Below are 14,414 nucleotides of genomic sequence, written 5' to 3'. Positions count from 1 at the left end.
TTTATGTATCAAGAAATTAGGCTGATACTTTATTCCAAAAAATAAAGTAGACCTAAAGGGTAATTTTTTGCGAATGCAAAGGTACAAAAGTAGTTGGGAATTTCAGAATGGAATAAAATGATTTTAGTAATCTAGTTCCAGTGCTTTAATTTATAGTTTAAGTGTTCTACACTTAGAGTCATTTTTTGAGTAGTTTCAAACTGTTCAAAAATAAAAAAGGTAACTAAGCTATGCCTAGTCACCTTATCATCTATTTCAGAGCTTGAAGAAAGTATATTAAAGAGTTATAAGAAGCTGTTAGCTCAAAGCCAATAGCCCTAAGCCCCAATACTACCAACCATCATCAGCTTTTGGTTTTACATTTGCACTTGATTTTTTCACTACAGGTGGTTTTGACGCAGCAGGAGCACCAGCACTTGGTGCAGCGCCTGTACCTTTTACAGTAGCATCCAAATCTGCACGGCTGAATACACGGCTTACAATTTTCCAATTGTCACCAAACTTCAACATGCTTAATAAGTCCACATACTTGAAATCACCAAAACGAAGTTCGACTGTAGCAAGAGCCGAAACACCAATATATGAGTAAGACACTAGCTTGGTAGAACCTCCTCTAGTCTGAATACCACCTGCTGGAGTTGTTGCCACAAACTTCCGAACCGAAAGGTCTTGTAGTGCTCCTGTGTTGGTGTTTACACTACGAAGCAAAGCTGTAGGATGAAAAGCACGGTTGAGACGAGCCGTATCACCTTGCATTACTCCATCAAGGTAATTGTTGATGCAGGCTTTGATGCCTTCATCTTCCGATTGCGCTTGCACTTTGATTTGAAATCCTACCAGCATTAATAAGCCGAGAAGTAATGATTTAATCTTCATGATGTTGGAAAAATTTGATTATTGAAGCTTTGGGGAATTTGTAGCGAAAAGAATGCCACTAATGCCTAAGGCTGTAAAGATATGTAATTTTTAAAGTTTTGCACACTTAATATGTTATTAAACTTTCCTATAAACGTATAGTAAACTCAAATAGTGTGTAAGTACTGAATAAGCTTTGTCTATTTGAGCATCAATAAAATACTTTGTCCTTTGCCACTTTGTCTATTTTCTGCTAAATTACAGTTCATCCATCTCCTAATTCACCTTTATATGATACTTCGTAAAAGTAACTTCTTTTTACTCTTATTCACAATAAGTACATCAGTAATAAATGCTCAGGAGATACCAACAATCCAAGAGCTACACTTGAGCCCAGACCTTGATAAATCAGGTAAAGCCGTAGGTTTGCATGTAAGTTATTCGATACAATATGAGACGAACAAAGGTCACGATTTAAAATTACTGTTCAACTCTCTACGACCTTATTTGGATAGAACAACCGATGTGGTGACTCAGCTTTCTGTTATAGACATGCAAGGAGCTGTAAGCTATCGAGCTTATCCCGACACCAGTATCAATGACTTAAACCTTCAAGTTTGGAAAGGAAATCGGGCTGTAGAAGGAAAGATTATAAAGATTGATTACCATGTGCCAGTGGCAGTGTCTATTCCTAAGCGCCGAGGCCCACATATTGATTTACAAGCTACAGGAGGAGGGTTGGCAGGGGCGTTTACGAGTTTTTTATTATATCCTGAAACACTTACATCTGTCGATTTATCCTTGAAATGGCATTTACCCAAAGGTTTTATCGCTGTTACTTCAAAGGGTGAAAATGATTGCCAAATAAAAGCTGATTTAGGTGAATTGATGTTTTGTCAGTTTATTGTAGGAAAAATGTTTACCTATCCTGATAAAGGTCGAGATAAAGGCTTTAGCTTGTATGCGTTAGGTCGAAAGTCAGACGAAATGAATCAAGCCGCAGACTGGGTCGAAAAAGTATATACGCATTTGCGTAACCGTCTGAATGGAAATTCTGAGAGCCCTTTCAGAATTTTTATCCGAACTTACGATGGCGGACCACTCGCCAGTGGCGTTGCTGTAATGGGAGGATACACGCTATATTTGCCACCTTCTGAAGATGCCACCACCGCCGATATTCACTCCTTGATTGCTCATGAAACAGTACATGCTTTTGTAGGAAGTCTTCATGCGCAAGAAGGTGAAGATGATTGGTATAGCGAGGGTATTGCAGATTATTTGTGTATGGTGCTTCCGCTTGAGGCTGGATTATACACACCCGCAGAATTTGGTAAGCTTGTCAATGAGGAGGCTGCACTTTATTATACCAATGCAATTCGTGAAGTTTCCGAAAAAGATATACCTAGTGTAAAGTGGTCAGGACGAAATGCGTGGTCAATCGGGTATTCGAGAGGGGCGATGTATTTTGCCAATCTTGAAGCCAAACTAAAGCGTACGCATAGTCAAACGACAGTTGTAGGGTTAATCAACCAAATAACCCAACAAGCTCAAGCTGGTAAATATGTCACAAAGGAAACATGGGAAAATCTCTTAGCCTCATCGGCTGGACAGTGGGCTGTAGACGACTGGAAGGCAATGCTAAGTGGAAAGTTAATTGTTCCTGAACCTGATATTTATGAAGGATATACGGTAAAGAAAACCACAACAGGGTTATTTGATTTGGGCTTTGCAAAACCGATGAAAGTTCAAAAAGGAGAAATTGTCCAAGGACTAGTCCCCAATTCAGAAGCTGCCAAAGTAGGTTTACAAGAAGGAGACAAAATTTTAGCTTCTATTAATATCAACAAAACCTATACAAGTTATTCAAATACATTGACGATTCCAGTTTTGAGAAAAGGGAAAAAATATACGATTACTTTTCAGCCAAGAAAAGGAAGTGTTGATGCGTATGAGTTTGTGAAAAAGGAATGAGTAAGGTGGGGTGTTAGATATGAGTACTCAATTGGTAATTAGTGCTTTATGATAATTTTATTTTATTTGAAGGCATTCTTATTTGTGAGTTTTTGAAATGTAGTGGCAACCCTTGCGGTTGCTACTACATCAATTTTATTTTAATGATAAAGCTGAATCTTACTGAAATTTAAAAAACTCACAACTCTGAATTCATAACTCGCAACTACTCATGTCCGCCTTCTACTTCTTCAGGGAATGCTTCACCTTTCATAAAGTACCAAGCCTTATCAGGATATAAGATAGATTGCGCAACTTTTACACGTGCCAAAGCATGATTGGCTACGTTTTGAAGAATGATAATAGAGGAATTATCTTTTGGATTGTGGAGATAATAGTTCTTGAAACCATGCCACCAACCTGTATGAAAAGTCAACCAAGAGCCATCGTCCATCAATTGTAAACGCCAGCCGTAGCCATAGTTTTTATTAATTAAATTTTTGAAATGATGGGCTGGAACAAAAGCTTCTTGTAAAGTACTTTGCTTGACTAATTTTTCGCTATTCAATGCCATATCCCACTTAAACATATCTTCTACCGTCGAGTAAATTCCTTTGTCGCCCACAGCGCCATCCAAATGATCGAACGGAATTTGCCAGTAACCACCTCTTCTTGGCGTATATCCTAAGGCTGCATTGGCCACCATCTCAGACTTACTAGGGTCATAGATAAAGGTTTTGGACATACCCGCGGGTGCAAAAAGATGCTTTTGGGCATATTCTCTAAACGACATATTTGTTAATTTCTCTACGATATAGGCCAACAAAACATAGTTGGAGTTATTGTAGTTAAAGCGAGCATTAGGCAAATAGTTAATCCCTGGCTTATGCTTGGCAAATAAGTTTACAATTTGCTCGTTTGACATAGGCTCTTTTTTATTGATAACCTTGTCGAGCGCATACGCATAGTTGGGAATACCCGAGCAGTGTGTCAGCAAGCTACGAATCGTGATGCTTGGGTCATAAGGAAAGCTCGGAATGTATTTGTAAACGGGGTCGTTGTAATTAATCAAACCTTTTTCGTGCAATTGCATAATAGCAACCGACGTAAACTGCTTAGAAACAGAGGCTAATTGAAACAACGTTTCGGTGGTATTTGTATCTTTTTTAGCAAAACTTTTGTAGCCAAAAGCGCCTTTATAGATGATTTTTCCATATTGTGAAACCAATACTACGCCATTGAATTTGGCAGTTTTTTGAAGATTTCTGAAAAAAGTATCCAACTTAGCTGCTTTACGAGAGGCTGTGGTAGCATCAAAAAGCTTGGCGATACTATCATTGCGAGCCGAAGCACTGTTTGTTGTGGTATCACCCCACTGGTTTGGCTGATGGGAACAGGCAACTATGCCCAAAACGATTAATAAGGTAAAGTAAAAAAACTGCTTCGTAATCTGCGTCACAACTCTAAAAATTAAGGATGTTTTATATAATGTTATTCAGTGGAGGAGAGAATTCTAGAAAAATGTGATTTGTTGGCGGTAAAATCTCATTTTTCAAACTTCGTATCTGTTTTTTCAGAAGTTTTGCTCAAAACTCTATTGCAATTTACACCACTAAGTGATGTTTTTCAATATTTCTTCAGAAAAAACTATTTGCAAAAATAAGGTTAGAAAATAAAAAAAGGGTTTTAACAACACTTGTTAAAACCCTTTTCAAAATTACAATTTATTCGTAGCTCAAGCCATATTGCTTCAAGACATCTTCAGGAACGCCGTCCCATTGGTTAGGGCGGTTGCCTTCGTAGCCAATGTCTTTAATACCCATTTCGCTTGAGAAAAAACCCGTCGCAGTTAAATTTCTCATAAGAGAAAAAAACGAAACGCCTTGCGAAAACTGTGGCTTGGCATTAGCAGGATAAGCAATGTCTTCTACAATTTCAATGCGTTGTTGTGGCGTAATACCTACAAAATCCTTACTAAAGCGCTTGATTGATTGTGAATCTAACCAACGAAGACCTCCACGCAATGGCGTCTTAAACTCGCTTGGTCTATCTTTAGCGATAAATTCGATAAAAGCAGGCACGCCAGCTTGCGAAGCGCTGCCCGACTTGCCATCGGCTGGAATGATAATATCTACCAAAATGGTGATCGTTTTCATTTCGTGCTCTGTGAAAAACTTCTCAGCCATCAATTTGGCATCACGAATAGCCTCATCTTTGGTACGACCACCAGGGATTTTGATGTCGTCTGATTTGGCAGATGCTACTTTTGCGCCTTTTTTAATAGGCTTTTGCTGTTCGAGTAATTCAGCGGCTTTTACTTCTGGTCCAAGCACTGCCATTCCCAACGAAGTAAAACCAATATTTTTAAGATAATCTCTTCTTTTCATCTGAATAAAAGGTTTGAATAAGTAAATAACAGTTGGTTGAATTTGCTGTAAATCAATTATTTGTATGTATTGATTTTAATTGATTGGTGAGATAAAATACTGATAAATAAAATTTACACTCACAATTCACAACTCATCATTCAGCACTGATACTCACTCATGTCTTATAGATTTTTCTTTTTCACTTCATTGATAATATATTCCGAAGTACGCATCGAAAGTGCCATGATAGTCCATGTAGCATTTTTGTCACCTTGCGAAACAAATGGAGCAGCATCGGCAACAAATAGGTTTTTCACATCATGTGCTTGACAGTGCTTGTTCAATACCGACTTGTTAGGGTCGTTACCCATACGAGCAGTACCTACTTCGTGAATAATTTTTCCTGGGTCCTCCAAACCGTAGTTTCTGTCGGCTCCAGGTTTTGCCCCTAAAGCAATACCTCCTAATTCATGGATGATTTGCTCGAAAGTATCTTGCATGTGTTTGGCTTGGTTGATTTCGTGTTCGCTCCATTTGTAGTGGAAACGAAGTACAGGAATACCAAATTTATCAACCACATTCGGGTCGATTTCACAGTAGTTACTTTCCAAAGGAATAGGTTCACCACGACCAGCCATACCTACGTAAGCACCATAAAAACGACGATAATCGTCTTTCAACGATGCACCATAACCACCAGCAGCTTTGGTAATACCCTCACGAGTAGGGAAGCTACCGTTGATTCCTTCGATACCCCAACCGAATCCGTAAGCAGGCATACCCATACCGCCCCAGTATTCAATGTGGTAACCACGAGCAAAATCCAGTTTTTTGTTGTCGCCCCACCAAGGAGTGTACACGTGCATACCGCCTACGCCATCTTCGTTATAACGTTTTCTGTCAAACAAAGCTGGAATAATTGCTGAACGAGAAGCACCTGTTGAGTCATTGATATAGCGTCCTACAATACCACTTGAGTTACCTAAGCCTTGAGGGAAACGGGCAGATTTTGAGTTGAGTAACAAACGAGCTGTTTCACCCGCTGAAGCTGCCAAAATAACGATTTTTCCTCTTACAGTGTATTCTTGCATATCAAGCGTACTCACGTATGATACTCCAGTAGCCAAACCTGTAGTTGGGTCAGTCAATACCTCACGAGCCATAGCGTAGGTAATCATGGTCAAATTACCTGTTTTGAGCGCTGGCTTAATCAATACCGATGAACTTGAGAAATCGGCATAAGCCTGACAAGAACGTCCGCATTGGTTACAGTAAAAACACTGTCCACGGTCGTTGTTGATAGGTTTTGTCAAAATCGAAAGACGTGACGGAATGGTTGGAATACCCAAGCGTTTGTTACTTTTTTGTAACATCAACTCGTGCAAACGTTGCTTTGGAGGAGGTAAGAAAATACCATCTGGCTCATTCCTTAAGCCTTCAACTGTTCCGAAGATACCCACCATTTTGTCCAAGCGGTCATAATAAGGTTTTACATCGTCATAACCAATAGGCCAGTCGTCACCCAATCCGTCGATACTTTTTCTGCGGAAGTCATCAGGTCCAAAACGAAGAGAGATACGTCCCCAGTGGTTGGTACGACCACCCACCATTCTCGAACGGAACCAGTCGAACTTCGTTCCTGCGGCACGCGTATAAGGCTCTCCTTCGATTTCCCAGCCACCATAAGCAGCATCAAAATCACCAAAAGGACGAGTTGTACCAGCGCCACGGCGCGGAGATTCATACGGCCATTTGAGTTGAGTAATGTTTTTAGGATCGGCAGGGTCGAAGGGCTGACCTGCTTCCAAAACACAGACTTTTGCTCCAGCTTTGGTAAGCTCGTGTGCAGCCATACCACCACCAGCACCCGAACCAACAATCACCACGTCGAATACGGTGTTGTTTTCTTTGATTTGAAAATCAAACATAGTTTTTATAGCTTTTTAGGTAATTATTTCGCTTTGTGATAATCTTTCATACAGAGGTATGTGATTACCAAATTAAATGTTTTTCAAAAATTGGATGGAATCTAACCCGAAGGTTAAAGGTTTAAGCACATGAAATTATGATACGAAAATGTCTCTTACAAGCGCTGACGCAGTTTTATTTGAAGAATTTACTCAATCTTATTCTGTTTGTTGATGCTTTCTAAAGGCAATTTCACCATCCTGTTTTTCAATTGCAAAATACGACATTTTATAAAAATTCCTACCCTATATTGTCATATTCCTTTAATTGAGAGGTTGTTATTGAGCCATTTAGTAATTAGAGAATTCCTTCATCTTTGTTATGAGACGTAAGATATTGTGTCTCCACAGGAAAAAACAATCACTAAATCACTCAATGATCACTCACTCAATAAATAAACAACTCATCCACTATCAACCATGCCTTGGCGCCTGCGCCGTATTCGCCTGCTGGGATAGTACCTTTATTGACCCCAATTACCTTGATAAATCGGGCGGTTTTGTTTGTTACTTTTAGAGATACTGTATTGATGGCATTTTCTGGAAAATCTTTAAAACTACCTACTTTTTCATAAGCTTTACCATCCTCCGAAATCCAAAACGAAAGTTCTGTAGGTTCCCACATACGTTGCCAGTGATATTTGAGAACACTGATGCCTATTTCTTGAACACTTTGACTTTTGCCTAAATCAACCACTACCTCTAAATCCTCACCCCGAAAGCCTATCCATTGTCCAGTATTATATCGATGTGTACCGATAATACCATTGCTCAAAGCATAAGCATCTGTTGGGAGATAGGGCGTTTGAGGTGCATTTTTGAAAGTAATACTTTTGCCTGTCGCCAAATTAACATTCACCCATTGTTCCCAAACCTGTCCATACGCACCATTTTTATCAAATAATTGAGCTTTGATAAGAGTAGGTTTAAAGATAGAAAGTCCGTCCTTCCAAACGCTGGATTGAGTATTGGGCTGACTACCATCTTCAGTAAAGCGGATAGTGGCATTAGATAAAGAACTTGTCAGATAGATAGACTCCGAGCCGTTGGTATTGGTTTGAAAGCGAGCCTGAATTTCTTCATATCTGTTAAAATAATGTACTTTTCGTTGTTTTAAAACTTTTTCTTGAAGCCTTAATCTTTGGAGAAAATCGTCATAATCTTTCTGCGCTTTGGGCGACCAAGCTGTTTCGGCAATGGCCAATGCTCTTGGGAAAAGCATATATTCGGCTTGTGCCTCCGAAACGAGATATTCTGACCAAGCATTTCCTTGAATACCTTTGATATAAGTTTGCTCTGTAGGGTTCAATATGGCTGGAATAGGCTCATAACGATACACTTTTTCAAGAGGAGTAAAACCCGCAGTTGCAATTGGTTCTGAAGCTTGCAAAGATTGATAGTAGTCTAAATAATAGTGACTTTCGGGGCACATAACGACATCGTGATGCTGTTGGGCTGCTACAATACCGCCAGCTTCGCCTTGCCAACTCATCACTGTAGCTTTAGGGCTAAGACCTCCTTCCAAGATTTCGTCCCAGCCAATCAGGTTTTTACCTTTTGCATTCAGATATTTCTCCATTTTTTGGATAAAATAACTCTGTAGTTCATGCTCATCTTTCAGATGATTTTCTTGCATGCGTTTTTGACATTTTGGACAACTTTTCCAACGCACTTTTGGACATTCATCGCCACCAATATGTATGTATTTGCTTGGAAATAGGGGCAAAATTTCATCTAAAACATTTTGCAAAAAAGTAAACGTACTATCGTTACCTGCACAAAAAACATCATCGAAAACTCCCCAAAAAGTGGCAGTTTGATAGGACCCACCTGTACATCCTAATTGCGGATACGCTGCCAATGCTGCACGAGCATGACCTGGCATTTCGATTTCGGGAATGACTGTAATGTGGCGTTTTTGGGCAAAAGCGACGATTTCTTTTACTTCTTCTTGGGTATAAAAACCTCCATAAGATTTACCATCGAAACGATGAGGCGAGTCTTTTTTATGTCCAATAATGGTTTCGTTTCTATAGGCTGCTACGCTTTGTAATTGAGGATATCGCTTGATTTCTATGCGCCAACCTTGGTCTTCGGTAAGGTGCCAATGAAAGGTGTTGAATTTGTAAAGCGCTAATAAATCGAGGTATTTTTTGAGAAATATAACCGAGAAAATACGTCGTCCAACGTCTAGGTGCATACCTCTATAACCAAATCTTGGATAGTCTTTGATTTGGATAAAAGGAAGATTTCCTTGTTGGTGAATGAGTTGTAAAAGAGTTTGCGTACCATAAAAAACACCCGCAGCATCATGGCCTATTAGCTTGATCCCTGTTGCGCTGATAGCAAGAGAATAACCTTCTTTTTGTACTACACGATTGCTGTCAATTTCTAAGTAAATGCCCTTTATTGCATTGGAAGTGCTATTTTTTATACTTACAGAACTCGGACGGATTTGTTGTATTCCTAATCGAAGTAACTGTGCAGTTTCTTGCAAAGCAGAGTTTTGCAAAGAGATAGTAACATTTTTTTCTAACCTAAAATAACCCTTTGAAACTTGCATTTCAACAGGTTTGGGAATGATAGAAATGGTATTTTGGGCAGAAGTTTTCCCCAAAAATAAAAAAGCGAAGAAAAGCGAAAAAAGAGTTTTGGAGCACATAAAACAATGTGTCAATATTGTTGATTGATGAGGTTATTGTATGAAAAAAAAGTGCAAGGGTAAAGCCCCTTGCACTTGCTATTTCCAAGCATTTCTTAAAAATCTTAACCAGTTACCGTGCATGACCTTCTCAATATCTTCTTGAGAATAGCCTCTTTTACGAAGCATATCAGGGATTTTTTGAAGGTCGGCGATGGTTTCTAAATCATAAGGGCTTTGTTCTTTTCCAAACGCCCCATCTAAGTCAGAGCCAATACCGATATGGTTGGCATTACCAGCAATTTGACAAATATGGTCGAGGTGGTCGAGCATTACTTCCAGATTACAGCTCATGTTTTCTGGCGTAGATACGCCTCTCACCCAGTTGGGCACCATCATCCAAGCATCCAAGGCACCACCTATTACAGCACCACGATTGATGAGCTCCTTGATTTGTTCGTCACTAAATTGGCGATTATGATTTACCAAGCTACGACAAAGGTTGTGGCTCGCCCAAATGTTTCCATGAAAATGGTCTAAGGCTTCCCAGAAACTATCATCACACAAATGCGTAGCATCAAGGATGATATTGAGTCGTTCCATTTCTTTGAGCAAATCACGTCCGTGCGGACCCAATCCTCCCGTGGCGTCTGTGCCTTGCGCATAGCGCCCAGGACCATAATGGGCAGGACCAATAGCTCTTAAACCATATTCATGCGCTTTGGCGACATGGTCAACTGTTACGATAGAATCGGCACCCTCTAGACTTAGGATATAACCAATAGCTTTCTGTTCGTTTGGAATAGTGGTATCTGACCAAAGGGCAAGATGTTTTTCTAGGCTAGCCAAATCGTTGATTTGTGCCATTTCGCCACAAGCCTCCATAGCTTGATACCAAGCCACTTGCCCTTGAGTCTGTGCCCATGCCTGCTCGGGCGATGCCCAGCCTGGGAGTGGGTTGTCAGGAGCAACATATCGTGCGATTTGCGTCGCAACGACCAAACCTACATTTCCTTTGCGTAATTCAGGAAATGCGACTGTGCCTTTCGCACGGTCGGGTTTATCGGAAAGATCTTTTTCTCTTTCACGAATTTCAAATACAGTATTTCTTAAATCTCGATTCCATTCCATAGCATTCATGCTAAGGTCGAGATGGGCATCTATAGTAAACATGGGATTTCTTAAAAAGGCTTTATGTCGTAAGCTTTAGGCATTAAGCAAAATACAAATTCAATTTTGCCTAATGCTTACGGCTTAGAGCTTATGGCTGTATTTATACATTTATCTTTCTGTCTCTTGCAATAACTTTCCAGTACCTATCAGTAATAGATTGGTTTTCTGCAAGATAGGCTCTTTCGTAAAGGGCTACCGTTGGACATACATGGATTGGTACACCATATAAAACTTTATCAATCGGAAAGTCCTGTATATCTGATACTTCCAACACTAAATGCTCTTCGCTTTGTCCGATAAACTGAGCATCTGGCGCATTGAGAAAATGTACTCTTCGGTTCAAGTCGTTTTCGGCAGCGACAGATTTGTGCCCTAAATCAATACAAATTCGGTTGGTACTCGGATGAGAAATTACTCGACTCAAAACCAAAGCAGCAGGTTCGAAAGCTTGTTCTGGAAAAGCATCCTTATAGCCTTTATCCCAAAGAGGAAAAGTGCCAGGACTACATTCTACCTGTGGATTTTGAGCATGAATTGGAAAAGTCGGTGAGCCTCCCGCTACTACTTGAAGGCTTATTCCTTTTTCAGAAAATTCTGAAATCAATTTAAATACAGGTACAAAAGCTTGGTGACAATTTTCTGTTCTCAACGCCAAATCTTGATCACGAATGTGACCATCATAGGCATGGAGTCCTTTTACTGCAATACCTTTTAAGTCAAGAAGTGTATTAATAAGTTCTTCGGCTTTTTGAGGTAAGATTCCTGTTCTGTTCATGCCAACGTTTAGGTCGATATAAACATTTATCGTAATCTCATGCTGTATCGCCGCTGTGGCGATGGCTTGTCCAACCGACAAGTCATCGACCAAGCAGGAAAATTGGGTAGTAGTATAAGTTTGAATTAGGGTAATAAAGCGTTGCAACTTCGTCGCCACTGGTTGATACGCCAGCAATACATCAGGTGCTTGGCATATTGCGAGCATTTCGGCTTCGGCAATGGTAGCACATTTGAATTTAGTAATACCTTTTGCTAACATCAGTTCGGTTACTTCCTGACATTTATGCGTTTTGACATGCGGACGAAGTCGACTTACCTCTGGTAGCATTGTTACCAAGGTATCGATATTTTGAGCGATACGCGAAGGATACCACACCAAAGCGGGGGTATCCAAGGTATCTAAATTTTGTAAGTTGTACCAAGCAGTTTCAGCCATGGTGTTTTGTTAGTTTTGTTTCAAAAAAAGAAAGCTGAAGAAGTGTTTAAGCCATTGAGGATTTGTGATTTCTGATTTCGGAAATATTGTGCTGTAAGATTCAAGAAAGGAGATTGCATCTCCGCAATCCAATATCCGATTTGAATGATTCTTAAAATCCTTCGTGCAGTCCTCACGCAATATTTATTCGCTTACTAACTCGAACAATGCCTCGATTTCAACTGGAATATTGTCTGGCAATGAGCCAAAACCTACCGCACTACGAACACCAATACCGTTTTCTTCGCCCCAAACTTGCGCAAACAACTCACTACAACCATTGATAATGTATGGATGTCTTTCGAAAGTATCTACACAATTGACCATACCCAACACTTTGATTACTCGCTTCACACGGTCGAGACTTCCTAAATGTGTTTGGATGGTTGATAAAATGGTCAAACCCACTTGGCGAGCAGCCAATTTGCCTTCTTCCATGTCTAACTCACGACCGATGCGTCCAATAATAAGGCTTTTGTCATCCTGTACAGGACCATGACCCGAAACATATAAGTATTTGCCGTCGATAAGATATGGTTTGTATACGCCCAATGGTAGTGGGGCAGGAGGTAATGAAAGTCCTAATTTTGCAAATGCCTCTGAAGGGGTTAATTGTTCTACCAACTGTTCCATAAAATAGTTTTTATTGAAAATGTAATATTAATTAAAAATAAAATTCAAAAAATTGAGTGTAAATAAATAAGGTTTTTGAGAAAAAACAAGGTTGTAAAGCGTTTAAACAGTTGAGTATTTAGGAAAACGATAAACTCTTTCTAGAATACCCAACCTCAAGCTTCTATTTAGCTCCATCCAAAGTTGATTGTGTTACTTTGGTATGTGTTAATTTTCTAAACTTCGCATTTTCGATTTTGAGCACTACTGCATTTGGCCATTGGTTGTTTGTATAAAAACGTTGCCCATTTACAGCACTAACTACTAATCCGATTGAAGTTGGAGCAACATAAGTGCTTGCATCGAAGCCATCTTTGTATTCTACCAACTCGCTTTTATATCCTAGAATCGAAACTTTAGTTTGAGCGTTGCCTTCAAGGTGTGTCAATACCAAGTTTTTGCGAGTACCGTATTTCCAATCTTGCCAATTAGCTCTTCTTACAATGGCATAGATATACTTTTCGTCATTTGACTGTGTGTACCAAACATTATCCTCACGTACAATAGGCAAAGGTTTTACGGCGTAAATAGCCTCTGAGTTGGCAAAGTTCCAAAGGGCTACTTCTTGTAGCAAAGCCTCTTGTTCAATCTGGATTTCGCCATCTTGCTTTGGTCCTATGTTCAACAAAAAGTTACCTCCTTTAGCACGCATTTCGACCAACATATTGATGATTTCTGTACCAGATTTATGTGGGTCGTTTGTGGGTTTGTATTGCCAGTCAGTACCCATGGTGTAATTAGCTTCCCAAGGGCGAGGAAGTGGCTCGTCAGGCGTATTTTGCTCTGGCGTAGTCATCAAATCACGTGTAATGACCAATTCTGGATTGATTGTCCAAGCATATTCTCTCAAACCATCACCTGGACCATCGATAAATAGAATGTCGATTTTGCCGTATTTAGTCAATAATTCTTTCAATTGTTCCTTGTCATAAGCCATTAAACTAGGGTTTTTAGCAGGAAAATGCTGAGGCAATTGCAAGCGACCAATAGGGATATTGTTTTTATGGAAAAAGTAAAAATCCTCAGGAGAGAAATATAAGCCAATAGCGATACCTTCTTTGCGAAAAGCCTCGATGAGTTCTTTGGTAATGTCTCTTTTCAGAGGGGTATTCATTACATTGAAAGGCGTAGTTTTGGTATCGAACATACAAAAACCTGAATGGTGTTTGGCGGTAAATACCACATATTTCATTCCTGCTAATTTGGCCATTTTAGCCCAATCTTCAGGTTTGAATTTATAGGGGTTAAAGTATTTAGGAAGCTCATTGATGTATTTTTCGACATATTCGGTGGATGCCCCAGCCAAAGAGTGGCTAATCACAGCACCTAGTGTAACGTCCACATTCCAGTGGATAAACATGCCAAAGCCAAGGTTCTGAAACCAATTGACTCTATTAGGTTGGTTGGTAACTTGTTGTTTTTGAGCATTTCCGATTGGTGAAAAACTCAACACGAGTAAAAAAATAACTAATAACTTTTTCATAATATGTGCTTTAAAAAACATTCATTTCTGATGTTGGATTTCGGAATAATCG

10 protein-coding genes are annotated in these 14,414 nt (G+C 39.7%); 1 reads left to right on the top strand and 9 read right to left on the bottom strand.

What is annotated here, in order from left to right; translation table 11 throughout:
* Window positions 1-330: 330 nt before the first annotated feature.
* Complete coding sequence (locus QM491_RS20730) at window positions 331-876, bottom strand: nuclear transport factor 2 family protein (protein ID WP_166551401.1); 546 nt, start codon at window positions 874-876, stop codon at window positions 331-333.
* A 270-nt stretch (window positions 877-1,146) separates the two neighbouring features.
* Here QM491_RS20730 and QM491_RS20725 point away from each other — a divergent pair, with 270 nt between their 5' ends.
* Window positions 1,147-2,826 (top strand): M61 metallopeptidase family protein, encoded by a 1,680-nt coding sequence (locus QM491_RS20725; protein ID WP_283329441.1) that lies wholly within the window; start codon window positions 1,147-1,149, stop codon window positions 2,824-2,826.
* A gap of 205 nt (window positions 2,827-3,031) precedes the next feature.
* Here the strand turns inward: QM491_RS20725 and QM491_RS20720 are convergent, their stop codons facing one another.
* The 8 genes from QM491_RS20720 to QM491_RS20685 all read right to left on the bottom strand — a co-directional run bounded on the left by QM491_RS20720 (window position 3,032) and on the right by QM491_RS20685 (window position 14,362).
* Window positions 3,032-4,264, bottom strand: a complete 1,233-nt coding sequence (locus QM491_RS20720; RefSeq protein WP_283329440.1) for a serine hydrolase domain-containing protein — start codon at window positions 4,262-4,264, stop codon at window positions 3,032-3,034.
* A 265-nt stretch (window positions 4,265-4,529) separates the two neighbouring features.
* Window positions 4,530-5,192 (bottom strand): gluconate 2-dehydrogenase subunit 3 family protein, encoded by a 663-nt coding sequence (locus QM491_RS20715; RefSeq protein WP_283329439.1) that lies wholly within the window; start codon window positions 5,190-5,192, stop codon window positions 4,530-4,532.
* 164 nt (window positions 5,193-5,356) lie between these two features.
* Window positions 5,357-7,102 (bottom strand): GMC family oxidoreductase, encoded by a 1,746-nt coding sequence (locus QM491_RS20710; RefSeq protein ID WP_283329438.1) that lies wholly within the window; start codon window positions 7,100-7,102, stop codon window positions 5,357-5,359.
* Between the two features lie 427 nt (window positions 7,103-7,529).
* On the bottom strand, window positions 7,530-9,803 hold the full coding sequence (locus QM491_RS20705; protein ID WP_283329437.1) for a family 20 glycosylhydrolase: 2,274 nt from the start codon (window positions 9,801-9,803) through the stop codon (window positions 7,530-7,532).
* Between the two features lie 78 nt (window positions 9,804-9,881).
* Window positions 9,882-10,955, bottom strand: a complete 1,074-nt coding sequence (locus tag QM491_RS20700; protein ID WP_283329436.1) for a dipeptidase — start codon at window positions 10,953-10,955, stop codon at window positions 9,882-9,884.
* 100 nt (window positions 10,956-11,055) lie between these two features.
* Complete coding sequence (locus tag QM491_RS20695; protein WP_283329435.1) at window positions 11,056-12,168, bottom strand: D-TA family PLP-dependent enzyme; 1,113 nt, start codon at window positions 12,166-12,168, stop codon at window positions 11,056-11,058.
* 183 nt (window positions 12,169-12,351) lie between these two features.
* The gene (locus QM491_RS20690) at window positions 12,352-12,840 is read right to left on the bottom strand and encodes a RidA family protein (protein WP_166551394.1); all 489 of its coding nucleotides are present in this window, start codon (window positions 12,838-12,840) and stop codon (window positions 12,352-12,354) included.
* A gap of 163 nt (window positions 12,841-13,003) precedes the next feature.
* Window positions 13,004-14,362 (bottom strand): alpha-L-fucosidase, encoded by a 1,359-nt coding sequence (locus tag QM491_RS20685; RefSeq protein WP_283329434.1) that lies wholly within the window; start codon window positions 14,360-14,362, stop codon window positions 13,004-13,006.
* Window positions 14,363-14,414: the final 52 nt, after the last annotated feature.

Source organism: Flectobacillus longus (assembly GCF_030056705.1).
Classification (GTDB): domain Bacteria; phylum Bacteroidota; class Bacteroidia; order Cytophagales; family Spirosomataceae; genus Flectobacillus; species Flectobacillus longus.
Note: the sequence above shows the minus strand (reverse complement) of the source record. Positions and strands in the feature narration are given on the sequence as shown.